This is a genomic window from Mesorhizobium sp. P2_E7, from assembly GCF_056403855.1.
The window spans coordinates 1511168-1535456 of the sequence record NZ_JBFUER010000001.1; the positions used below are offsets into that span (position 1 = coordinate 1511168).

18 protein-coding genes are annotated in these 24289 nt (G+C 63.6%); 11 read left to right on the forward strand and 7 right to left on the reverse strand.

Going from position 1 to position 24289, the window contains the following annotated elements; all coding sequences use genetic code 11:
- Nucleotides 1-61: 61 nt before the first annotated feature.
- Nucleotides 62-1435, reverse strand: a complete 1374-nt coding sequence (locus tag AC1DYC_RS07755) for a class II 3-deoxy-7-phosphoheptulonate synthase (protein ID WP_477405197.1) — start codon at nucleotides 1433-1435, stop codon at nucleotides 62-64.
- Nucleotides 1436-1700: 265 nt separating this feature from the next.
- Between AC1DYC_RS07755 and AC1DYC_RS07760 the strand changes: the two genes are divergently transcribed.
- Nucleotides 1701-2315 (forward strand): AraC family transcriptional regulator, encoded by a 615-nt coding sequence (locus AC1DYC_RS07760; RefSeq protein ID WP_477405199.1) that lies wholly within the window; start codon nucleotides 1701-1703, stop codon nucleotides 2313-2315.
- On the opposite strand, the gene mfd is transcribed toward AC1DYC_RS07760, so the two are convergent.
- Both mfd and AC1DYC_RS07770 read right to left on the reverse strand, forming a co-directional pair.
- The gene (mfd, locus tag AC1DYC_RS07765) at nucleotides 2312-5809 is read right to left on the reverse strand and encodes a transcription-repair coupling factor (RefSeq protein ID WP_477405201.1); all 3498 of its coding nucleotides are present in this window, start codon (nucleotides 5807-5809) and stop codon (nucleotides 2312-2314) included. The genes AC1DYC_RS07760 and mfd overlap by 4 nt on opposite strands.
- A 70-nt stretch (nucleotides 5810-5879) precedes the next feature.
- The gene (locus AC1DYC_RS07770) at nucleotides 5880-6167 is read right to left on the reverse strand and encodes an FAD assembly factor SdhE (RefSeq protein ID WP_142864970.1); all 288 of its coding nucleotides are present in this window, start codon (nucleotides 6165-6167) and stop codon (nucleotides 5880-5882) included.
- Nucleotides 6168-6485: 318 nt separating this feature from the next.
- Between AC1DYC_RS07770 and recG the strand changes: the two genes are divergently transcribed.
- Nucleotides 6486-8594, forward strand: a complete 2109-nt coding sequence (gene recG, locus AC1DYC_RS07775; protein ID WP_477405203.1) for an ATP-dependent DNA helicase RecG — start codon at nucleotides 6486-6488, stop codon at nucleotides 8592-8594.
- Here recG and AC1DYC_RS07780 read toward each other — a convergent pair.
- Nucleotides 8546-9304 (reverse strand): DUF502 domain-containing protein, encoded by a 759-nt coding sequence (locus AC1DYC_RS07780; protein WP_477405204.1) that lies wholly within the window; start codon nucleotides 9302-9304, stop codon nucleotides 8546-8548. The genes recG and AC1DYC_RS07780 overlap by 49 nt on opposite strands.
- A gap of 93 nt (nucleotides 9305-9397) precedes the next feature.
- Complete coding sequence (glmS, locus tag AC1DYC_RS07785) at nucleotides 9398-11221, reverse strand: glutamine--fructose-6-phosphate transaminase (isomerizing) (RefSeq protein WP_477405206.1); 1824 nt, start codon at nucleotides 11219-11221, stop codon at nucleotides 9398-9400.
- A gap of 208 nt (nucleotides 11222-11429) precedes the next feature.
- On the opposite strand from glmS, the gene AC1DYC_RS07790 reads away from it, so the two are divergent.
- Nucleotides 11430-11795 (forward strand): ADP-ribosylation/crystallin J1, encoded by a 366-nt coding sequence (locus tag AC1DYC_RS07790; protein ID WP_477405208.1) that lies wholly within the window; start codon nucleotides 11430-11432, stop codon nucleotides 11793-11795.
- Between the two features lie 11 nt (nucleotides 11796-11806).
- On the opposite strand, the gene glmU is transcribed toward AC1DYC_RS07790, so the two are convergent.
- Nucleotides 11807-13177, reverse strand: coding sequence for a bifunctional UDP-N-acetylglucosamine diphosphorylase/glucosamine-1-phosphate N-acetyltransferase GlmU (glmU, locus tag AC1DYC_RS07795; protein WP_477405210.1), 1371 nt, complete (start codon nucleotides 13175-13177; stop codon nucleotides 11807-11809).
- Between the two features lie 1043 nt (nucleotides 13178-14220).
- Entirely contained in the window at nucleotides 14221-14970 is a 750-nt protein-coding gene (locus tag AC1DYC_RS07800) for a cytochrome c biogenesis CcdA family protein (RefSeq protein ID WP_477405212.1), read from the reverse strand.
- A gap of 219 nt (nucleotides 14971-15189) precedes the next feature.
- Between AC1DYC_RS07800 and AC1DYC_RS07805 the strand changes: the two genes are divergently transcribed.
- From AC1DYC_RS07805 to rpmG, 8 genes are all read left to right on the forward strand, one after another.
- The gene (locus AC1DYC_RS07805; protein WP_454574111.1) at nucleotides 15190-15567 is read left to right on the forward strand and encodes a COG4315 family predicted lipoprotein; all 378 of its coding nucleotides are present in this window, start codon (nucleotides 15190-15192) and stop codon (nucleotides 15565-15567) included.
- Nucleotides 15568-15903: 336 nt separating this feature from the next.
- Nucleotides 15904-18540, forward strand: coding sequence for a type I DNA topoisomerase (gene topA, locus AC1DYC_RS07810; protein ID WP_477405214.1), 2637 nt, complete (start codon nucleotides 15904-15906; stop codon nucleotides 18538-18540).
- 4 nt (nucleotides 18541-18544) lie between these two features.
- Nucleotides 18545-20851, forward strand: coding sequence for a ribonuclease R (rnr, locus tag AC1DYC_RS07815; RefSeq protein WP_477405216.1), 2307 nt, complete (start codon nucleotides 18545-18547; stop codon nucleotides 20849-20851).
- Nucleotides 20851-21303 carry a DUF983 domain-containing protein gene (locus AC1DYC_RS07820; protein WP_477405218.1) on the forward strand — a complete coding sequence of 151 codons (453 nt, stop codon included), beginning with the start codon at nucleotides 20851-20853 and terminating at the stop codon, nucleotides 21301-21303. The genes rnr and AC1DYC_RS07820 overlap by 1 nt, the downstream gene beginning before the upstream one ends.
- Before the next feature lie 87 nt (nucleotides 21304-21390).
- The gene (locus AC1DYC_RS07825) at nucleotides 21391-22131 is read left to right on the forward strand and encodes an NUDIX hydrolase (RefSeq protein ID WP_477405220.1); all 741 of its coding nucleotides are present in this window, start codon (nucleotides 21391-21393) and stop codon (nucleotides 22129-22131) included.
- Between the two features lie 37 nt (nucleotides 22132-22168).
- A complete protein-coding gene (locus AC1DYC_RS07830) occupies nucleotides 22169-23347 on the forward strand; it encodes an MFS transporter (RefSeq protein WP_477405222.1) in 1179 nt (392 codons plus the stop codon).
- Between the two features lie 112 nt (nucleotides 23348-23459).
- A complete protein-coding gene (locus AC1DYC_RS07835; RefSeq protein ID WP_477309282.1) occupies nucleotides 23460-23918 on the forward strand; it encodes a YqfO family protein in 459 nt (152 codons plus the stop codon).
- 154 nt (nucleotides 23919-24072) lie between these two features.
- The gene (rpmG, locus tag AC1DYC_RS07840) at nucleotides 24073-24240 is read left to right on the forward strand and encodes a 50S ribosomal protein L33 (protein ID WP_006201775.1); all 168 of its coding nucleotides are present in this window, start codon (nucleotides 24073-24075) and stop codon (nucleotides 24238-24240) included.
- Nucleotides 24241-24289 lie beyond the last annotated feature (49 nt).

Here is a 24289-nt window from a genome sequence, read left to right on the forward strand (position 1 = left end):
ACAAAACGAAAAAAGCGCCGGATTTCTCCGGCGCTTCGACCAAGTCAGCCAGCAATCGGGTTCAGCCGTTCACGGCCTGCTTGTGCTGAACCGGATGGCTCTTCTTGAGCAAATCGGAGACCAGGAAAGCCAGCTCGATGGCCTGATCAGCATTGAGGCGCGGGTCGCAATGGGTGTGGTAGCGGTCCTGCAATTCCTCGGCGGTGATGGCGCGGGCGCCGCCGGTGCATTCGGTGACGTTCTTGCCGGTCATCTCGACATGGATGCCGCCGGGATGAGTGCCCTCAGCGCGATGCACCTCGAAGAAGGTCTGTACTTCCTTGAGGATGCGGTCGAACGGCCGCGTCTTGTAGCCGGCCGCCTCGATGGTGTTGCCGTGCATCGGGTCGGATGACCACACGACGCTGCGGCCTTCCTTCTGCACAGCGCGCACCAGCTTCGGCAGATAGTCGGCGACCTTGTCGGAGCCGAAGCGGGCGATCAGCGTCAGCCGGCCCGGCTCATTCTCCGGATTGAGCAGGTCGATCAATTCCAGCAAGCCGTCTGGCGTCAGCGACGGACCGCATTTGAGGCCGAGCGGGTTCTTGATGCCGCGGCAATATTCGACATGCGCATGGTCGGGCTGGCGGGTGCGGTCGCCGATCCAGATCATGTGGCCCGACGTGGCGTACCAGTCGCCAGAGGTCGAATCGACACGGGTCAGCGCCTCTTCATAGCCGAGCAGCAGCGCCTCGTGGCTGGTGTAGAAATCGGTCTCGCGCAGCGCGTAGTTGGTCTCCGAGGTGATGCCGACGGCCTTCATGAAGTCCATAGTCTCTGTGATGCGGTTGGCAAGCGACTCGTATTTTTCACCCTGCGGGCTGTCGGAGACGAAGCCGAGCATCCAGCGATGCACATTCTCCAGGCTGGCGTAGCCGCCCTGAGCGAAGGCGCGCAACAGGTTGAGCGTCGCCGCCGACTGGCGGTAGGCCATCTCCTGGCGAGCCGGGTCGGGAATGCGCGACTTGGCGTCGAACTCGATGCCATTGATGATGTCACCGCGATAGCTCGGCAGCGTCACCTCGCCCTTGGTCTCGTTGTCGGACGAGCGCGGCTTGGCGAACTGGCCGGCGACGCGGCCGACCTTCACCACCGGCTGCGCGCCGGCAAAGGTAAGCACCACCGACATTTGCAGGAAAACGCGGAAGAAGTCGCGGATATTGTCCGCGCCATGCTCGGCGAAACTCTCGGCGCAATCGCCACCCTGGAGCAGGAAGGCCTCGCCGTTTGCCACGGCCGCGAGCTGCTTCTTCAGCTTGCGTGCTTCGCCGGCAAAAACCAGCGGCGGAAAGGTGGCGAGCTGGGCTTCCGTGTTCTTCAGCGCGGCAAGGTCCGGATAGGCAGGGACCTGCTTGATCGGCTTTGCTCTCCAAGAATTCGGCGACCATTTCGTCATCGCTGCACCCAAACGCTCTTTCCAGCGGGGCTTTGCCCGCCATTCCCGCCCCATATGGGGTTCGCGGCTCCATACACGAAGCCGATTTCCTATTCTAGACCGGAATTCAAGCGCTGGCGAATGGTGGGGAACGCTATGCCGCGACCCCACGCTGGCATCTTACGCTCCCGACGACTGTACAATATCACTGGCCCTTGGACCGATCTTCACCGAGCTCACCTTCGCCGATCCTTGTTCGCCGCGCATAATTCGCCATGGAGCCCCTATGACCGTATCAGCCTATCTTGACCGCGTGCGCCGCGACCAGGGCCTGTTGACGATCGAAGATGTGGTCGGCCTGTCCGAGCGCGCCAACGTGATCTACGACCCCTACTCCACGCTGATTTCCGCTCGGGCCGTCATCGGCCACGGCAACGTCTTCTTTCCCGGCGTCTATCTGTTCTGCACCAACGGTGGCGCGCTGGAGATCGGCGATGCCAACAGTTTTCACGCCGACACGCTGTTCGAAGCATCGTCTGGCGTAGTCCGCGTTGGCTCACGCAACCAGTTTGGCGAAGGTGGCTTTACCGCCAAGGCCAACAGGCCGGGAGCCTTGATCGAAATCGGCGATGAAGGCCGCTACCTCAATGGCGCAGCGGTGTTCGGCGAGACGATGCTCGGTTCGGGCAGCCAGCTTCTCGGCGCAATCACCGTCGACAGCTGCCGGCTGGAGCCGGGCGGCAGTTTTCGCGAGCCAGACCCCGACCGCCGGGCCGGATTGCTGAAAGGCGCCGGCGCCGCTCGCGGCATCACGGTTCCTGCCGGGCAAGTCATCGTTGGCGCTGGTACTTTCTCGGCATCCGACCTGCAGCCGCAGTCAAACTTCCATCCGAAAGCCTAGGCGGCCTTCTCCACCAGCCGCGCCAACTGGGTCATGACGACAGCCGAACCTGCCAGCCGCTTCTCAGCCGTCGGCCAGTCGCGGGCAAAGACAACGCTGTGGTCCGGCCGGATCTTGGCCAGCGAACCTTGCTCACCGATGAACTTGACCAGCCCGACCGGGTTGGAGAATTCGCGCTTGCGGAAGTGGATGACGACACCCTTTGGCCCGGCATCGAGCTTCTCGACATTGGCCTTACGGCAGAGCGCCTTGATGAAGACGATCTTGAGCAGATGTTTTACTTCCTCCGGCAGCGGCCCGAAACGGTCGATCAGTTCGGCGCCGAAGGCGTCGATTTCATCGGTATTTTCGAGGTCGCCCAAGCGGCGATAAAGCGCCAGCCTGAGCTGCAGATCCGGCACATAGCTTTCCGGGATCATGACAGCCGTGCCGACGGCGATCTGCGGCGACCAGCCGCCGTCCTGGACCTCGCCGGAATCCTTCACTTCGGCGACAGCCTCTTCCAGCATCTGCTGGTAGAGTTCGAAGCCGACCTCCTTGATATGGCCGGATTGCTCTTCGCCCAGCAGATTGCCGGCGCCCCTGATGTCGAGGTCGTGGCTGGCGAGCTGGAAGCCGGCGCCGAGCGTGTCCAGCGACTGCAGCACCTTCAGCCGGCGCTCGGCAGTGTCGGTGAGCTTGCGGTTGGCCGGCAACGTGAACAGCGCGTATGCCCGCACCTTGGAGCGGCCGACTCGGCCGCGCAGCTGATAAAGCTGCGACAGGCCGAACATGTCGGCGCGATGGATGATCAGCGTGTTGGCGGTCGGGATGTCGAGCCCGGATTCGACGATCGTGGTCGACAAAAGCACGTCGTACTGGCCGTCGTAGAAGGCGTTCATGATGTCGTCGAGCTCGCCGGGCGGCATCTGGCCATGGGCCACCGCGACTTTCAGCTCCGGCACGGATTCCTTCAGGAAATCATGGATTTCGGCGAGATCGCTGATGCGCGGCACGACATAGAAGGAATGGCCGCCGCGATAGCGCTCGCGCAGCAGCGTTTCGCGGATCACCAACGGATCGAAGGGCGAGATGAAGGTGCGCACTGCCATGCGGTCGACCGGCGGCGTGGCGATCAGCGACAGTTCGCGCACGCCGGTCAAGGCAAGCTGCAAGGTGCGCGGGATCGGCGTCGCCGACAACGTCAGCACATGGACGTCGGTCTTGAGGTCCTTCAGCCGCTCCTTGTGCTTGACGCCAAAGTGCTGCTCCTCGTCGATGATCAAGAGGCCGAGATTCTTGAACGAGATCGCGGATCCCAGCAGCGCATGGGTGCCGATGACGATGTCGACCTGGCCCTCGGCGATGCCTTTCTTGGTTTCCGCCAGTTCCTTGGCGCCGACCAGACGTGAGGCTTGGGCGACGCGGATCGGCAGGCCGGAGAAGCGCTGCGAAAACGTCTTGAAATGCTGGCGCGACAACAGCGTTGTCGGCACCACGACCGCAACCTGGAAGCCCTCCATGGCCGCGATGAAAGCGGCGCGCAGCGCCACTTCCGTCTTGCCGAAGCCGACATCGCCGCAGATCAGTCGGTCCATCGGCTTGCCGGCGCCGAGATCGTCCATGACGGAATCGATCGCGCCCTGCTGGTCGTCGGTCTCCTCATAGGGGAAGCGCGCGGAGAACTCGCCATAGAGCCCTTCCGCCGGCACCATGGTGGGGGCGGAACGCATTTGACGTTCGGCGGCGATACGGATCAGCTGCCCCGCCATGTCGAGCAGGCGTTTCTTCAGCCGTGCCTTGCGCGACTGCCAGGCACCGCCGCCGAGCTTGTCCAGCGACGCTTCGGCCGAATCCGAACCGTAGCGCGACAGAAGCTCGATGTTTTCCACCGGCAGGAACAGCCGGTCGTCGCCGGCATAGTGGATTTCCAGGCAGTCATGCGGCGCGCCGACCGCCTCGATGGTGCGCAGGCCGATGAAGCGGCCAATGCCGTGGTCGGAATGGACGACGATGTCGCCGGCCGAAAGCGACGACGCCTCGGCGATGAAGTCGGACGCGCGCTTCTTGCGTTTTGAGCGCCGGATCAGCCGGTCGCCCAAAATGTCCTGTTCGGCGACGACGACTAGCTGTTCGGTCTCGAAGCCGGATTCCAGCGGCAGCACGGCAAGCGCTGCCTGCCCCGGCTCGAGCTTTTCCGCCTCGGAGAGCGTCGCCACCGGCACGAGATTGCCGAGATGATGTTCGGCGAGAATCTGGCCGAGCCGGTCGAGCGAGCCTTCAGTCCAGCCGGCGACGATGACGCGGCGGCGCGCCGCGCGCTCGCTGGCAATATGCTTCACCACGACATCGAAGACGTTGGCGTTAGGGTCGGCGCGTTCCTCGGCAAAGCTGCGGCCATGGCGCGAGCCGCCATGAAAGACTTTTTTGGCGCCGACGTCCGGCGCATCGAAAGCGGTGAAGTCGATGGCTTCGCGCGGCCCGAGCGAAGCCACGAGGTTTTCCGGCGAGAGGTAGAGCAGGTCCGGCGCCACCGGCTTGTAGGGCACGGCGTCCTTCAAGGCGGCGTCAGCTTGTTTGCGGCGCGCTTCATAGTGGTCGAGGATCAGCGTGTGGCGCTCGGCCAGCGCCTCATGCGCCAGATGGTCGAAGATGACAGGCGCATCCGGCAGATAGTCGAACACCGTCTCCAGCCGCTCGTAGAACAGCGGCAGCCAATGTTCCATGCCGGCGAAGCGCCGGCCTTCGCTCACCGCCGCGTAAAGCCCGTCATCGCGCTGCGGCGCGCCAAAGGCCTCGATGTAGGAGCGGCGAAAGCGGCTGATGGTTTCCGGGGTCAGCGCCACTTCGCTCATCGCCTGCAGCGCCATCGACTTGCGCTGGCCGGTGGTGCGCTGCGTGGCGGCATCGAAGACGCGGATCGATTCCAGCGTGTCGCCGAAGAAATCGAGCCGCAGCGCCTCCGTCCAGCCGGGCGCGTAAAGGTCGAGGATGCCGCCGCGCACCGCGAATTCGCCGACGCCGCGCACCGTCGGCACCCGTTCGAAGCCGGAAATCTCCAGCCGCGACACCAGCGCATTCATGTCGATCTGGTTGCCGGGCCTGGCGTGGAACGTCTGCGCTTCGACCAGATCAGCCGGAGGAATGCGCTGCAGCAGTGCATTGGCGGTCGTCAGGATGACGGCGCGATGCGGCTTTTTGGCCAGCGCTATCATTGCGGTGAGCGCATCGAGCCGCTTGGCTGCGGCATCCGAGCCCGGCGAGACGCGGTCGTAGGGCAGACAATCCCAGGCCGGCAATTCCAGCACCGGCAGGCCGGGCGAGGCAAAGGTCAGTGCCTCGGTGATCGCCGGCAGGCGCTGGCCGTCGCGCCCCACGAACAGCACCGGCTTGTCCGGCGCGATCTCATGGATCGCCTGCACCAGCGCAAAGGCTTCGTAGCCGTCGGCGACGCCGTCGACGATGAACTGGCCGGCGCGGCCTTTCGGCAGACCGATTTTTGGGATGAGACTCATGGTTGCACGGTCTTGGTTGTCGCAATTCCGGAGGGAAACCGCTTCGCACTTTTCCTGGAATTGCTTGTGTTCAGAATGTCATGGTCCGGCGCGATGCCAGGATCTTTTGCAGGACGGCACAGTCGATATCCCCGGGAACCGGGCGTTCGCCGGTGACCATGGGCAGGAATTCGGTGTCGGGAATGTCGAGGAGCCTTTCATATTGGTCGATTTCGTCGCCGGTCAAGGCGCCGATCTCGTTGTCGGCAAAGGTGCCGAGGATCAGGTCCATCTCGCGCATACCGCGATGCCAGGAGCGGAACAACAGCTTGCGACGCCTGATATCCAGCCCCTCGCTTGATCGTTTCGTCCCGGTCATCGTGCCGCATCCTCGCTTGGTGCGGCGCATATAGCGTGGATAGAGGGCGGTGTCAGCCTTGCAACAACCGAGTGAGCGTCTAAACATCCCGGGTGTGAAGAACACTCCTGACAACGTTGGTGCTAGCACCCCACTCTGGCCTGCCGGCCATCTCCCCCTCAAGGGGGGAGATTGGACATCATTTCGGCTTTCGCCAATCTCCAACGCTGCAAGATTGGCGGTGCGGCCAAGACTGCTAATCTCCCCCCTTGAGGGGGAGATGTCCGGCAGGACAGAGGGGGGTAGGACTGGGCGTCCACATCGCGCGGTCTCTTGCGAATGAGACCTTCCCTCCTCGATCCCCTATTCGTCCCCATCACTTCGCTTGCCGGCGTCGGGCCGAAGGTTGGCGCGCTGATCGAGAAGGTGGTGGCAGCCGATCTCGGCGATCGGCCCGCTCGTGCCGGCGACCTGTTGTTCGTGCTGCCGCACACCGTCATCGACCGCCGCAACCGTCCCGGCATCGCGCTGGCACCAGCCGGCGCCATCGTCACGCTCGACGTGCGCATCGACCGCCACCAGCCGCCGCCGCGCGGCAACCGGTCGGTGCCCTACCGCGTCTATGCCCATGACGACACCGGCGAGATCGGGCTGACCTTCTTTCACGCCCATACCGCCTACCTCGAAAAGGCGATGCCGGTGGGCGAACATGTCATCGTGTCCGGCCGCATGGAGTGGTTCAATGGCCGCCCGACCATGGTCCACCCTGACCATATCGCGCTGGTCAGCGAGGCGGAGACCCTGCCGCTGGTTGAGCCGGTCTATCCGCTCACCGCCGGCCTGTCAGGCAAGGTGCTGCGCCGCGCCATCGGCCAGGCACTCGGCCGCTTGCCGGAACTGCCGGAATGGCAGGACGCTGCCTTTATGCGCAAGCAGACGTTCCCCGCATTCGCCGATGCGCTCGCCCGCATCCACTATCCCGCGGACCCGATCGACGTCGCCATCGAAGGATCGGCATGGCGACGCCTTGCCTATGACGAGCTTTTGGCCGGCCAGGTGTCGCTCGCCCTGGTACGGGCAAAAGTGCGCCGCCTGTCGGGCCGACCGCTGATCGGCGACGGCCGAATCGTCGAGAAGTTGCGCGCGGCCCTGCCCTACAAGCTCACCCCTTCACAGGAATTCGCACTCGCCGAAATCAACGCCGATCTCGCCGACCCCGAACGCATGCTGCGCCTGCTGCAGGGCGATGTCGGCTCCGGCAAGACGGTGGTGGCGCTGCTTGCCATGGCGCGCGCCGTCGAGGCCGGCGGACAGGCAGCGCTGATGGCGCCGACCGAAATCCTGGCGCGCCAGCATCTGGCAACGATCACGCCGCTGGCCGAACAGGCCGGCCTGCGTGTCGCCATCCTGACCGGCCGGGAGAAGGGCCGCGAGCGCACCGAAACGCTGGCAGGTCTTGCCAGCGGCGACATCGACATCGTCGTCGGCACCCATGCGCTGTTTCAGGAAACGGTGACCTATCACGACCTCGTCTTTGCCGTCGTCGACGAGCAACACCGCTTCGGTGTCCACCAGCGGCTTGCCATCACCGCCAAGGGCGACGCGCCCGACATGCTGGTGATGACGGCGACTCCGATCCCGCGCACTCTGGTGCTGACCGCTTTCGGCGACATGGACGTCTCCAAGCTGACGGAAAAACCGGTCGGCCGCCAGCCGATCCGTACCGTCACTTTGCCGCTGGAGCGGCTGGACGAACTGGTCGGCCGCATGCTCGACGCCGTCGCCGACGGCCAGAAGATCTACTGGATCTGCCCGCTGGTCGAGGAATCCGAAGAGATCAAGCTGATGTCGGCCGAGGACCGATTTGCCTCGCTGCAACCTTTGTTCGGCGACCGCATCGGCCTCGTCCATGGCCGCATGAAGGGCGCCGAAAAGGACGAGGCGATGCGCGCCTTCAAGGTCGGCGAGACCCGCATCCTGATCGCCACCACGGTGATCGAAGTCGGCGTCGACGTGCCGGATGCCACGATCATGGTCATCGAGCACGCCGAGCGTTTTGGTCTGGCGCAACTACACCAGTTGCGCGGCCGCGTCGGGCGCGGCGACAAGCCCTCCTCTTGCGTATTGCTCTACAAGGACCCGCTCGGCGAGACGGCCAAACGCCGGCTGTCGGTGATGCGCGAGACCGAGGACGGTTTCCTGATCGCCGAGGAGGATCTGAAACTGCGCGGCGAAGGCGAGTTGTTGGGCACCCGCCAATCCGGCACGCCGGGCTTCCAGGTGGCGCGCATCGAGGCGCATGCCGACCTTCTGGAAGCTGCTCGCGACGATGCGCGGTTGATCCTGTCGCGCGACCCGGAACTGCAGTCGGAGCGTGGCGACGCGCTGCGCCTGTTGCTCTATTTGTTCGGCCGCGACGAGGCTGTCCGGCTTTTGCGCGCCGGCTGAGCCAGGACGCCAAGCGGCGGATTGGCGAGATCTCCTTCGATCGGCTCACCGTTCACCGTCACCATTTTCGGCTTGACCTCGGGCGCTACCAGCCCGGCCGAAACGATCAGCCTGGCGCCGTCCTCGATCGTCATGTCGAGCAACACGATATCGGATTTCAGCACATACATCAGGAAACCGGTGGTCGGATTCGGCGTGCACGGCATGAACACCGCGATCATCGGATCGCCCTCCTGGTCGAGCTTCCGGTTGATCTCGGTTTCCTTCTCGCTGGCGACGAAGACCAGCGACCAGACGCCCTTGCGCGGATATTCGACCAGCCCGACCTGGCGGAACATGTCGCCCTTGTTCGACAGCACCGTCTGGAAAATCTGCTTCAGCGAACCGTAGATGCCGCGCACCAGCGGCATGCGGCCAAGCAGCCGCTCGCCGAAATTGACGATAGCGCGGCCGACAATGTTGGCGGTCATGAAGCCGATCAGCGTGATCAGGATGAGCGCCACGATCAGGCCGAAACCGGGAACCGGAAACGGCAGGTAGGTGTCGGGGCTGTAGCGCGCCGGAATGTAGGGTTTTACCCATGAATCGACCCAGCCGATAAACGACCAGGCGATATAGGCAGTGATCGCCAGCGGCGCGCAGACAATGAAGCCTGTGAGGAAATAATTCCTCAGCCGGGTCATGCCGGAAGTTCTGGGAGCATCGGACATGGTTCACCGGGGCGCGGGTTGCAGCGCAACATTAGTGAACCGCAAGGCGCTTTGGAACTGCGAAGTTTTTAAAGACCGCCAATGAGCGGCGCCCTACTCCACCGTCACCGATTTCGCCAGATTGCGCGGCTGGTCGACGTCGGTGCCCATGAACACGGCGGCGTAATAGGCCAGCATCTGTATCGGCAGTGCGTAGATGATCGGCGAGATGATCTCCGGCACGTCGGGCAGGATGATCGTCTCCATCGTCTTGACGCTCACCTGGGCCGCGCCCTTGGCATCGGTGATCAGGATGATCTTGCCGCCGCGCGCCGCCACTTCCTGCATGTTCGACACGGTCTTTTCGAAGATGCGGTCATGCGGCGCAATGACGATAACCGGCATGTTCTCGTCGATCAGCGCGATCGGACCGTGCTTCAGCTCGCCCGCGGCGTAACCCTCCGCATGGATGTACGAGATTTCCTTGAGTTTCAGCGCGCCTTCCATGGCCAGCGGGAAATTGGTATCGCGGCCGAGATAGAGCACGTCCTTGTAGCGCGAGATTTCGCGCGCGATGCGCTCGATCTGCTCTTCGAGCTTCAGCACCTGGTTGGCGTAGCGCGGCGCCTCCGAAAGCGCACGCACCAGCGTCTTTTCCTCATCCTTCGAGATCGTGCCGCGCGCCACGCCGGCGCGCACCGCAAGCGAAGCCAGCACCGAAAGCTGGCAGGTGAAAGCCTTGGTCGAGGCAACGCCGATCTCCGGGCCGGCGAGCGTCGGCAGGACGACATCGGATTCGCGCGCCATGGTCGATTCGCGCACATTGACGATGGCGCCGATCTTCATCCCGGCCTTGCGGCAATACCGCAGCGACGCCAGCGTGTCGGCGGTTTCGCCCGACTGCGAGATGAAGAAGGCGGCGTCCTTGTCCGACAGCGGCATTTCGCGGTATCGGAATTCCGAGGCAACATCGATGTCGACCGGCAGCCGCGCATAGCGCTCGAACCAGTATTTGCTGATCAGCCCGGCGAGATAGGCGGTGCCGCAGGCCGAGATCGCCAGCCGGCCGATCTTGGCGAAGTCGAAGGGCAGGTCCAGCGGCTTTGACACGCCGGAGACGAAATCGACATAATGCGCCAGCGTGTGCGAGATCACTTCGGGCTGCTCATGGATTTCCTTTTCCATGAAGTGGCGGCGGTTGCCCTTGTCGACCATAAAGCTGGTCGACAGCGATTGCTGGCGCTTGCGGTCGACTTTTTTGCCATCGATGTCGAAAATGGTGACGCCGCCGCGGCGCACCACCGCCCAGTCGCCGTCTTCGAGATAGGTGATGGAATTGGTGAACGGGGCGAGCGCGATGGCGTCGGAGCCCAAAAACATCTCGCCTTCGCCATGACCGACGGCGAGCGGCGGGCCATTGCGGGCGCCGACGATAAGGTCTTCGTCACCGGTGAACATGATCGCCAGCGCAAAGGCGCCTTCGAGCCGCTTCAGCGCCTGGTGCGCCGCCTCGACCGGCCTCAGGCCTTTGGCGAGTTCGCGCGCCACCAGATGCGCGACGACCTCGGTGTCGGTCTGCGACGAGAAGGCGTAGCCGTCGCGGATCAGCTCGTCGCGCAGTTCGGCGAAATTCTCGATGATGCCGTTGTGGACGATGGCAACGCCGTCGGAAAAATGCGGATGCGCGTTGGTCTCGTTGGGCACGCCATGCGTTGCCCAGCGCGTGTGGCCGATGCCGATGGTGCCGTCGAGCGGCTCGTCCTTCAGCCGGCGTTCGAGGTTGATCAGCTTGCCTTCGGCGCGGCGGCGGCCGAGACGGCCATGCTCGACGGTGGCGACGCCGGCCGAGTCATAGCCGCGATACTCCAGCCGCTTCAGCGCATCGACAATGAGCGGCGCGACCTGTTGCTGGCCGACAATTCCGACGATACCGCACATGCGCCTGCCCCCGATTCCCGATGGAAAACCAGCGCTATCTAGGGATTGCCGGCCCGCCGCGAAAGTCACTTTGCGTTTCGTCCGATGTAACGGACGCTTCTCAACCCGATGCACCATGACAGGCCGCTCTTGCAATCCGGTTACTGCAATTGCTCGATTTTTCAGCCGTCTGGTTCTCGTTTTCGCAATATCTGGCTAAGGTCCGGCCATGATGAGCCAAGCCACCGTCACACTCTGGCGTCCTGTCGGACCGAAGGAACTGGAACTGATCGAGGCGTCGGGGATGCGCAAATTCCCGCCGCGCCTGCCCGATCAGCCGATTTTCTATCCGGTTCTAACCGAGGCCTACGCGACGCAGATCGCCCGCGACTGGAACGTGCCGGCGAGCGGCTCGGGTTTCGTCACCCGCTTCGACGTGCGGAAAAGCTTCCTCGACCGTTACAAGGTCGAACATGCCGGCAGCAGGGCGCATCTTGAATACTGGATTCCGGCTGAAGACCTCGCCGATTTCAACAAGGCGATCGTCGGCATGATCGAGGTGACGGCCAGCTTTGGCGAGGCTGCTATCGACTAATCGCCAGGGTCCTAATGGTCAGCGGACTTCTTCTTCGCCGCCGCAGCCGAAGCGAACCGCTCGCGCAGCTCTTTGCCTTTGCCAGGAATGGTCTTCTGGCGGGCGCGGCCGAAGGCCAGCGCCTCGTCGGGCACGCTTTCGGTGATCACGCTGCCCGAGGCGATATAGCCGCCCTTGCCGATGGTGACCGGCGCCACCAGCGACGAGTTCGAGCCGATGAAAGCGCCCTCGCCAATGTCGGTGAAGAACTTTGAGTAGCCGTCATAGTTGCAAGTGATGGTGCCGGCACCGATATTGGCGCCCGCACCCACACGGGCATCGCCGATATAGGTCAGGTGGTTGACCTTCGCGCCTTCCTCGACAACCGCCTGCTTGACCTCGCAGAAATTGCCGACCTTGGCCTTCTGCCTAAGATCGGCACCTGGCCGCAGCCGCGCAAACGGCCCGACATCGCAGTTGGAGGCAATGGTGGCGCCTTCGATGTGGCTGAAAGCGTGAATCTTGGCGGCAGTGGCGATTTTCACGCCCGGTCCGAACCAGACATTGGGTTCGATGGTCGTATCGGCGCCAATCTCGGTGTCGTGCGAGAAATACACGGTTTCCGGCGCAATCAGCGTGACGCCCGACAGCATGGCCTCGCGCCGCTTGCGCGTCTGCCAGATCGCTTCCGCCTCCGCGAGTTCAGCCCGGTTGTTGATGCCGAGCGCGCTCTCGAAGCTGGCTTCGGTGGCGACGACATCGAGGCCTTGCGCACTGGCGATCTCGACAATGTCGGTCAGATAATACTCGCCCTTGGCATTCTTGTTGCCGACTGCATCGAGCAGCTTCAGCGCATGAGCGCCGGCCACCGCCATCATGCCGGCATTGCAGAAACCGATCTTTTTCTCCTCGGCGCTGCAGTCCTTCTCCTCGCGAATGGCGGTGAGCTTGCCGCCCTTTTCGATCAGCCGACCGTAGCCGGTCGGGTTGGGCGGACGAAACCCGACAACCACGACGGCAGCCCCGTCGGCCAGCTTTTGCCGCGCATTGGTCAGCGCTTCGGCATCGATCAGCGGCGTGTCGCCGAACATCACGAGAACATCGTCATAACCCTTTGATATTGCTTCGCGCGCGGCCAGCACGGCATGCGCTGTGCCAAGCCGTTTCTCCTGCACGAAAGTCTCGGCCTTCGGCGCGAATTTCGCCGCCGCCTTGCGCATTTCGTCGGCGCCATGGCCGATAACCAGCGCCTGGCTGCCGGCACCGGCGGCTTCCGCCGCCTTCACCACATGCGCAACCATTGGCAGCCCGGCAATCTGGTGCAGCACCTTGGGCAGCGCGCTCTTCATGCGCGTGCCTTCGCCGGCGGCGAGGATGACGGACAGGCAGGATCTCTGGCTCATGGAAGGACAACCGTATGGAAAGGGATCAGGATTCGCAGAGTGGTAGCATCTGGCGCCATGCTGCACCAATGCGGTTAAATTCCGGTGAGATGGATGGAGGACGAGCAACTGACTTTTAATCAGTAGGTCATGGGCTCGCATCCATTGCGCTCATCATCCCGACACCGGCCGTATCAAGATACCGGCACTCGACAAGCTCTTGTGACGGCGAGAGCGGCTAGTGCCGGACACAGTCTCCATAGTACGGCGGCGCGGGGCTTGCCTCGCTGCGTGGTGAGACCCGCTTGTAGATCAGGCGCAATACCAGACCGATGTACCCGACCTGTAGGATAATCAGGGCGGGCAAAGTCCAGCCGAACGCACTCCAGATGGAACCGGTCACTAGGTAAGCCCAGATCGCCACGCCGAGCGCGTCGCAAACATGCCCACCAGAAATTGCGGAAAGTACATAGCCTGCTCAGCACCCAACGTTCTGGCGAAGTAGAAGGCTTTCACACCAGCCCTAATGGCTCGCCGCATTAATTTGAATCAAATCCGACTGAAAATCTTTCCTTTTCATTCAGGCGTGCGAAACATAAGGACGCGCATAACATCGATTGCCCGTTCTGGTAGGTTCCGGCCCCCGTCCATTGTGCTGTAGGGGGCACCGAGGCGGCATCAGCCGCCTCGGTCGACGCGGGCTTGGAGCACATCCCAACAATGCTGCCCCCGCAGTCTGCGTCGACCACCACAGTGCAAGCGTCGTGCCGGCAAAATCCGACCTATTACGAGGCACACCCGGCCTCAGGCGTTTCATACGGGCGCGTTTCGTTTTGGCCGTTGTCCCACCGTGGGAAAGTGCCCGCGCGTCCTGCGCCAACCCTTCGAGGCGATGCATCATCATCCTCGCAACCGAATGCCAGAGGAGGAACCTGGTTCAGGCCGCAAATGCGCTCGATGCGGTTCTAGAGGCGCGACCACGCGCCAACCTCGTACCTGCCGACTACAACGCTTTGATTTGCAACGACTTCGAACACGAAGATTGGCTCGGCATCAGACAAAAATCACCCAAGCCGTCCCAGCACCGGGAAATTCTCCAGCAGCCAGTAGGACACCGTCTGCACGCCGCCGGTGAGGAAGAACACTCCGGCGACGACCAGCAGCGCGCCGATCGCCTTTTCGACGCGGCCGAGATGGACGCGGAATTTGCCGAGGAAGCGCATGAAGGCGCCGGAAAACAATGCGGCGATCAGGAACGGTATGCCGAGGCCGAGCGAATAGGCGGCGAGCAGCAGTGCGCCCTCGCCCACCGTCTCGCGGCCGCCGGCCAGCGTCAGGATCGGCCCGAGCACCGGGCCGATGCACGGCGTCCAGCCGAAGGCGAAGGCCAGTCCCATGACATAGGCGGCGACCATGCTGGCCGGCTTGCCCTGCGACTGGAAGCGCGCCTCGCGCGACAGCAGCGGGATGCGCAGGATGCCGAGGAAATTCAGCCCCATCAGGATGATCAGCACACCGGCGGCCATCGCCAGCTGCTCCTGCCAGACACGCAGCCAATGACCAATGGTCGAGGCGCCGGCGCCGAGCGCCACGAACACCGTGGAGAAGCCGAGCACGAAGGCGAGCGAGGAATAGATGAGCGCGCCGCGCGCGCCGGCCTTCGCGGTGACGCCGGCATCGTCACCGCGAAAATCGTCGACCGACACGCCGGCCATGTAGCAGAGATAGGGTGGCACCAGCGGCAGCACGCAAGGCGACAGGAACGAAATCGCCCCTGCTCCGACCGCGCTGACATAGCCGATGTCCAATGCCATCCCGAAACTCCAGATTCGCTGGCGCCGATATAGCGACGCAAAACCATGTACGCCAATCACCATCGTGTGGCATTTGGCTACAGGTACGGCCCCGCTGGAGGAATTGTTACCGGCAGATCGTCAGATGACCAGGCCAGGGAAGAAACGCCCCTCGCCAAGCGTTCACAGAGCGAAGCCGCGATTTCTGCGCGCTTCTTCGGATAGCCCAGGGAGATTTCCATGAAAACGATCACTGTTGGCCTGGCCGCGCTTTTGCTCAGCACCGCCGCATCCTTTGCCGCCGAAGCGTGGAAGGAAGCCGAAGTCAACGGCACCAAGATCTATACCGACGCCAATGGCATGACGCTCTACACCTATGACAAGGACGAGAAGGGCAAGACCAATTGCTACGACAAATGCGCCACCAACTGGCCGCCGCTGAAGGCCGAAGCCGGCGCCAAGGCCGATGACGAATGGACCATCGTCGACCGCACCGACGGCACCAAGATGTGGGCCTATGACGGCAAGCCGGTCTACACCTTCATCAAGGACAAGAAGGCTGGTGACGTCACCGGTGACGGCGTCGGCGAGGTCTGGCACATCGTCAAGGCCGACTGATCTTTCGAGCAGCTACTCCGCCCGATCGGCGGGACCCAGCTGGCTGCCGGCTCGAAGCGACCCGGCGGCCAGTTTTCGTTTTTGCGGCGCCTTGCAAGAACGGACCGGCGCGCAATCCCGAGTCGTTTGCGCAAGACTTGGCGCCCAAACCGCATGTCCTCGAATTCTGTGATTTTCTCCATACACTCTAAGAGTGTATTGCTGCGGACGTGTCGGCAATTTGGCCGCCTCCCCTTGACCGGATGCAAAAGCGCGGCCATGTGAGCGGCAAATAGAACGAGATTTCGTCGCGCGCAGCGGAATCCTTCTGCCGCACCACAGCTGATATGAGAACTCATGGACGTCGTCGTCGTCGAATCGCCGGCCAAGGCAAAGACAATCAACAAATACCTCGGCAAGAACTATAAGGTTCTGGCCTCGTTCGGCCACGTCCGCGATCTGCCGGCCAAGGATGGCTCGGTGCGTCCGGACGAGGATTTCGCCATGTCCTGGGCGGTCGACACCGCATCGGGCAAGCGCCTCGCCGACATCGCCAAGGCGGTCAAGGACGCCGACGGCCTGATCCTCGCCACCGACCCGGATCGCGAGGGCGAAGCCATTTCCTGGCATGTGCTGGAAGTGCTGAAGCAGAAGCGCGCGCTGAAAGACAAGCCGGTCAGCCGCGTCGTCTTCAACGCCATCACCAAATCGTCGGTGCTGGAAGCGATGGCCAATCCGCGCCAGATCGACGGGCCGCTGGTCGATGCCTATCTCGCCCGCCGGGCGCTCGACTATCTCGTCGGCTTCACGCTGTCGCCCGTGTTGTGGCGCAAATTGCCCGGCGCCCGTTCGGCCGGCCGTGTCCAGTCGGTGGCGCTGCGCCTGGTCTGCGACCGCGAATCCGAAATCGAACGCTTCATCCGCGAGGAATACTGGCAGATCGCCGCCCTCCTCGGCACACCGCGCAACGAGACGTTCGAAGCGCGGCTGACCGCCTTCGAGCGCAAGAAGCTGCAAAAGCTCGATATCGCCAACAAGGCGCAGGCCGACGACATCAAGGGCATGCTCGAAGGTGCGACCTTCAAGGCGCTGTCGGTGGAAGCGAAGCCAACCCGGCGCAATCCCGGCCCGCCCTTCACCACCTCGACGCTGCAGCAGGCGGCATCCTCCGGCCTCGGCTTTTCGGCCACGCGCACCATGCAGGTGGCGCAGCGCCTCTATGAAGGCATGGAGATCGGCGGCGAGACCACCGGCCTGATTACCTACATGCGAACCGACGGCGTGCAGATGGCGCCGGAGGCGATCGATGCCGCACGTGACGCCATCGCCAAGGAATTCGGCGCAAGATATCTGCCGGAAAGGCCGCGTCAGTACACGACCAAGGCCAAGAACGCCCAGGAAGCGCACGAAGCGATCCGCCCGACCGATTTCATGCGCACGCCGGCATCGGTCAGGCAGTATCTCGATTCTGACCAGCTGCGGCTTTACGAGCTGATCTGGAAGCGCGCCATCGCCAGCCAGATGCAGTCGGCCGAAATCGAACGCACCACGGTCGAGATCGAGGCGGTCAACGGCGCCCGCACGGCGGAACTTCGCGCCGTCGGTTCGGTCGTGCGCTTCGACGGCTTCATCGCCGCCTACACCGACCAGAAGGACGATGACGCGGAAGACGAGGAAAACCGCCGTCTGCCCGAGATCCGCGCCGGCGAGCAGCTGGCCCGCCAGGCCATCAACGCCACCCAGCACACCACAGAGCCGCCGCCGCGCTATTCCGAGGCGACGCTGATCAAGAAGCTGGAAGAGCTCGGCATCGGCCGTCCTTCGACCTACACCGCGATCCTGAAGACGCTGGAAGACCGCGACTACGTCACCATCGACAAGCGCCGGCTGGTGCCGCAGGCCAAGGGCCGGCTGCTGTCGGCGTTCCTCGAAAGCTTCTTCGAGCGCTATGTCGAATATGATTTCACGGCCTCGCTTGAGGAAAAGCTCGACGAGATCTCCGACGGCAAGCTCGCCTGGAAAGACGTGCTGCGCGACTTCTGGAAGGATTTTTCCGGCGCCGTCGCCGACATCAAGGAATTGCGCGTCACCGACGTGCTCGACGCGCTGAACGAGGAACTGGCGCCGCTGGTGTTTCCCGCGCGTGAAGACGGCTCCAACCCGCGCATCTGCCCGAAATGCGGCACCGGCAATCTGTCGCTGAAGCTTGGCAAGTTCGGCGCCTTTGTCGGCTGCTCGAACTATCCGGAATGCTCCTTCACCCGCCAGCTCGGCGACGCCGCCAACCCGAATGGCGAGAATGGCGGCGGCGAGGACGGCACCAAGGTGCTGGGCAAGGACCCTTACACGGCAGAGGAAATCACGCTGCGCTCAGGCCGCTTCGGCCCCTACATCCAGCGCGGCGACGGCAAGGAAGCCAAGCGCTCCAGCCTACCCAAGGGCTGGACACCCGACTCGATCGACCATGAGAAGGCGCTGGCTCTGCTGTCGCTGCCGCGCGATGTCGGCAAGCATCCCGAGAGCGGCAAGATGATCTCGGCCGGGCTCGGCCGCTATGGTCCGTTCGTGCTGCATGACGGCACCTATGCCAATGTCGAGAGCATCGAGGACGTGTTCTCGATCGGCCTCAACCGCGCTGTCTCGGTGATCGCCGAGAAGCAGCTGAAGGGTAAGGGCGGCCGCAATGGCGGCACCGCCGCAGCGCTCAAGGAGCTCGGTGACCATCCCGATGGCGGCGGCAAGATCGTCGTGCGCGACGGCAAATACGGCCCCTACGTCAACTACGGCAAGGTCAATGCGACCCTGCCCAAGGGCAAGGATCCGCAGTCGGTGACCGTCGAGGACGCGCTGGCGCTGATCGCCGAGAAGGAAGCCAAGGGCGGTGGCGGCAAGAAGCCATTCCGCAAGGCGGCAGCGGCCAAGGCGCCTGCAGCCAAGAAAACCACAGCCAAGAAGTCGGCGACCAAGAAGCCGGCGGCGAAGAAAAAGGGATAGCAGCGTGGCGCGCAGGATCACCGGTAGAAGCCACGGCGATCCGCGCACCGCCGACACCAGGGCCAAGGTCAAGGATGACTACCGGCCCTCGCGTGACGAAATCCTGCGCTACATCGCCGAAAATCCCGACCGCGCGGGAAAGCGCGACATCGCCAAGGCGTTCGCGCTGCGCGGCGACGACCGCATCTGGTTGAAGGACATTCTGCGCGACCTGCAGGACGAAGGCGTGCTGACCAAGGAGCGCAAGCGGCTGGCCCGTGTCGGCGCCTTGCCGCATGTCGCCGTCCTCGACATTTTCGGCCGCGACGGCGATGGCATTTTGCTGGCGCATCCGGCAGAGGCCGTCGGCACAGGCGAACCGCCCGTCGTGTCGATCCGCGTCTCGCGCGGCGGCAATGGCCCGCAGCCGGGCATTGGCGACCGCGTGCTGGCCAAGACCTTCCCGACCGATGAACCGACCGGACCCGCCTATACGGGTCGCGTGATGAAGATTTTCGAGAAGCGGACCGATGCCGTGCTCGGCGTCTTCCGCATCCTCAAGGACGGCACTTTCCGCATCGAGCCGGTCGAACGGCGCCAGCCCGAGCTGATCGTCGACAAGGAATTCCAGAACGGCGCCAAAAACGGCGACCTGGTCGAGGTCGAGCCGGCGCGGGCCTCCCGCTACGGCCTGCCGCGCGCCAAAGTGCTGGCGGTGCTGGGCTCGCTGACCGGCGAAAAGGCGATCTCGATGATCGCCATCCACGCGCACGACATTCCGCACATCTTCCCGGCCGACGTCATCGCCGAATCCGAAGCCGTCAAGCCGGCGACCATGGATCACCGCGAGGACTGGCGCGACCTGCCGCTGGTCACCATCGATCCGGCCGACGCCAAGGACCATGACGACGCCGTCTTCGCCACGCCCGATCTCGACGAGAAGAACCCCGGCGGCGTGATCGCCACGGTGGCGATTGCCGATGTCGCGGCCTATGTCCGCTATGGCACCGCACTCGACCGCGAGGCGCTGAAGCGCGGCAATTCGGTCTATTTCCCCGACCGCGTCGTACCGATGCTGCCCGAACGCATCTCCAACGATCTCTGTTCGCTGCGCGAAGGCCAGGATCGGCCGGCGCTGGCCGTGCGCATGACCTTCTCGGCCGATGGTCGCAAGCTCCGCCACACCTTCCACCGGGTCATGATGAAGTCGGCGGCCAAGCTCGCCTACCCGCAGGCTCAGGCCGCCATAGACGGCGTGACCGACGACAAGACCGGACCGATCCTCGACAAGGTGCTGAAGCCGCTGTGGGATGCCTACGCCATCCTCAAGCGCGGCCGCGACGGCCGCCAGCCGCTGGAACTCGATCTGCCGGAGCGCAAGATCCTGCTCAAGCCGGACGGCACGGTCGATCGCGTCATCGTTCCGGAACGGCTCGATGCCCACAAGCTGATCGAAGAATTCATGATCCAGGCCAATGTCGCCGCAGCGGAGACGCTCGAGGCGAAGAAGCAGGCGCTGGTCTACCGCGTCCATGATGCGCCGTCGCTGGCCAAGCAGGAATCGCTGCGCGAGTTCCTGCAGTCGCTCGGCCTGTCGCTAGCGCGCGGTGCGCAGATGCGGCCCGCCCAGTTCAACGGCATTCTCGATCGCGTGCGCGGCGCCGACAATGAGGCGCTGGTCAACGAAGTGGTGCTTCGTTCGCAGAGTCAGGCAGAATACTCGCCCAAGAACATCGGCCATTTCGGCCTCAACCTGAAGCGCTACGCGCATTTCACCTCGCCAATCCGCCGCTACGCCGATCTGATCGTGCATCGCGGACTGATTGCCGCACTCGGGCTTGGCCCAGGCGGGTTGACGCAGGATGAGGAGGCGCGGCTGGAAGACGTGGCGGTGCTGATCTCCGGCACCGAGCGCCGCGCCATGGCGGCGGAGCGCGACACGGTCGACCGGCTGATTGCCGCCTATCTCGCCGAGCGCATCGATGACCGGTTTGACGCGCGCATCTCCGGCGTCACCAAATCAGGACTATTTGTCCAATTGCCGCAGTTTGGCGCGGATGGTTTCATTCCGGTGTCAAGTCTGAACGGCGATTACTATATATACGACGAAACCGCGCGATCACTGTTCGGAGAGCGCACAGGCAAGGGTTATCAGCTTGCCGACCGCGTCGAGGTTCGCCTGATCGAGGTGGCGCCGATGGCCGGCGCGATGCGTTTCGAAATGCTGACCGACCCGAAGCCCCTGCCCGGCTCCAAGAGGTCGTTTCACAAGGCAAAAGGCCGCGCCCGCGCGTCGCAATCGCGCCCGGGGTCGCGCGGCAGGAGACGATAATGGCAGGCGAACTGGGTATCCCGGAACAGGTTTTCGGCGGCGAACATCATTCGGGCCGGGTCGCCCGCCCGCTGTGGACGGCGATGAAGCGCGGTGCGCTTGGCCGCTGCCCGCATTGCGGCGAAGGCAAACTGTTTACCGGCTTCACCAAGAGCGTCGACAAATGCAGCGTCTGCGGCGAGGAGCTTTACCACCATCGCGCCGACGACCTGCCGGCCTATCTCGTCATCGTCATTGTCGGCCACATCGTGCTCGGCGCCTTCATGGCTGTCGAGGCGACCTCGGTCCTCTCCATGTGGCAGCACATCGCCATCTGGGTGCCGCTGACCATCGTGCTGTCGGTCGCGTTGCTGCAACCGGTTAAGGGCGCCGTCATCGGACTGCAATGGGCGCTCTATATGCACGGCTTCGGCGGCGAAAAGGACGGGACCGAGTCACGTCCCGGAACCTGACCCGGATCGGGCAATGCCGCCTGGCGCAACATGCCGACCGTGAAAGGCCACTTTCGTTTGCCAGAAGTTTCCGCTAGGTCCTGCGTCATGGAAGGTATGACCAAGGCGGAAGTCAGCAGGATGGACCGTGGCGCGGCCGCCCATAGCGGCCAGCCCATACGTCCTCGCGATGCCGCCACCTTGATCCTGCTCGACCGCAAGGGCGACGAGATTCTGGTGCTGATGGGCCGGCGTCATGCCGGCCACGCTTTCATGCCCGGCAAATTCGTCTTCCCCGGCGGCCGCACCGATCCGGCCGACAGCCGCATCGCCGTCGCCACCCCGCTTTATCCTGAGGAAGAAACCAAACTCACCGCCAGTGTCGGCCGCATCAGCCCGTCGCGGGCCCGCGCCATAGCGCTCTCGGCCATCCGCGAGACCTATGAGGAAGCCGGCCTGCTCATCGGCAAGAAAGGCGCCTTCGCAACCGACAAGCGCGACTGGCAGGGCTTTGTCGAGCATGGCGTGCAACCTTCGCTGGCGCCGCTTCGCTTCATCGCCCGCGCCATTACCCCGCCCAATCGGGTGCGTCGTTTCGACACCCGCTTCTTCAGCGCCTGGCGCAGCGATGTCGCCGTCGAGCTGCCGGGCGGCGGTCCGACCAATGAGCTGGAAGAACTGGTCTGGTTGCCGTTGGCCAAGGCCAGAGAGGCCGATATTCCCGACATCACCCGGACGGTCCTGCAGGACCTGGAAAAGCGGCTTGCCGACGATCCGCGCCTGCGACCCGGCGGGGCCGTTCCGTTCTATCGGCTTGTCCGCAACCGCTTCGTTCGCGAAGTTCTTTAGCCCCGAAATTTTCTAGCATCGAGTATTCAGGCATCCCATGACGGTCGATACCCAAGAAGAGGGCGACGAACGCGTACACTGGCTACCGATGGTGGCTGCGATCTCGTCCATCAGCGTCGTCGGCATCGCCATCGGCCTCGGCATGCCGCTGCTCAGCGTCATTCTGGAGACACGCGGCCATTCGGCTTCGATGATCGGCCTCAACACCGCGGTCGCCGGCCTCGCCTCGATCGCCGGCGCCCCGCTGGCCACCCCGCTGGCGATGCGCTTCGGCGTCGCCTGGACCATGATCGCCATGATTATCGCCGGTGCGCTGGCCTTTGTCGGTTTCCATTTCGCGCCGGATTTCTGGATGTGGTTCCCGCTGCGCATCGTGCTGCACATTGCGCTCACGGTGCTGTTCATCCTGTCCGAGTTCTGGATCAGCACATCGGCGCCGCCGCGCCGGCGTGGCCTGGTGCTCGGCATCTACGCCACCGTGCTGTCGCTCGGTTTTGCCGCCGGGCCGTGGATCTTCGCCCATATCGGCAGCACCGGGTTCAGGCCGTTCGGCGTCATCATCGTCCTGGTGGCGCTGGCCGCGATACCGGTGCTGGCGGCGCGCAACGAAAGCCCGACCATTGTGGTCGACGGCGAGACAAGCCACTTCCTGCGCTACATCTGGCTTGTGCCGACCGCGACCGCCGCAGTCCTGGTGTTCGGCGCCGTCGAAACCGGCGGCTTTGCGCTATTCCCGGTCTATGGCAGTCGCATCGGCTATTCCGAAGCGGATGCGGCCCTGCTGCTCACCATGATCGGCCTCGGCAACGTGCTCCTGCAGATCCCGATCGGCATGATCAGCGACCGGGTCAGCGACCGCCGCTATCTGCTTTTGGCCTGCGCCACCGTTGGGCTTGCCGGCACCATCTTCATGCCGTTCTTCGCCCAGAATTGGCACCTGATGGCGGCCCTTCTGTTCGTCTGGGGCGGTGTCGTCGCCGCCATGTACACGATCGGCCTTGCCCATCTCGGCTCCCAGCTTTCCGGCCATGAGCTGGCGTCGGCCAACGCCGCCTTCGTGCTGTGCTACGGCGTCGGCATGGTGTTGGGACCACAGGCGATCGGCATCGGCATGGATGCTTTCGGCCCCTCCGGCTTCGGCTGGTCGCTCGGCCTGTTCTTCGGCGCCTACATAGCCCTGGTCAGCGTCAGGCTGATCCGCAAGCTCCTGTTGTAGCCGCGGCGGCAAGCGCCTTTCCACACCGCAAAGACACGGCTGCTGACAGAACCGTGTCAGCAGGCCTCAGCTAAAAGGGTGTCCCAAAACACCCGAGTTTGAGGATACGGCGATGATCGACAGCGGCTTTGAAACCACATCTCTGCGCATGACGCTTCTGCTGCTTGTCAGCTTCCAGGCCCCGGCAGCCGATGTCGATCGCATCATGGACGCCGTGGTCGCGATCGCCCCGCTCGCCATGGGCAAATACGATCGCAACGCCTATCAAACGGCGCACGGCATCGAACGCTACCGGCCGCTTGAAGGTGCCGCCGCCGGCGCCGAAACCGAATTGCGCCGCCGCCCCGGCACGGTCGAGGTCTCGTTCGAACTGCCCGATGACCAGGTGCTCGCCGCCCGCGTCGTCGAGGCTATTTTCCAGGCACATTCCTACCAGGAGCCGGTGATCCGCATCCAGCCGATCCTTGCCAGCCGCTCCAAGGGCCTGGACGACCGCGCCAATCCGAATCGCTGGTGGAACACAACCGGCGACTGGAAGAAAGCGGCGGCGCCGATAGCGCAAAGCGCGTGATTTCAAGCCAAAGGGCGGCTTGACTGAGTCACAGCGAGCGCGCCGGGCTTGACTTTCCGGGCACGTTCTTTATGTGTCGCGCCAAGTTTCCCGCGTCCGGGTGTTTTCCCCCGCTCCAGCGGCCAAAACCCCACGAACATAACGGACTGATACAATGGCCAAAGCCGCAAACATCAAGATCAAGCTTCTGTCGACCGCCGACACCGGTTTCTTCTACGTGACCAGCAAGAACAGCCGTACCAAGACGGACAAGCTGTCCTTCCGCAAGTACGACCCGGTCGCCAAGAAGCATGTCGAGTTCAAGGAAACCAAGATCAAGTAATCTGGTTTTCTACACGCCTTTAAAACGCCGTCCTTCGGGGCGGCGTTTT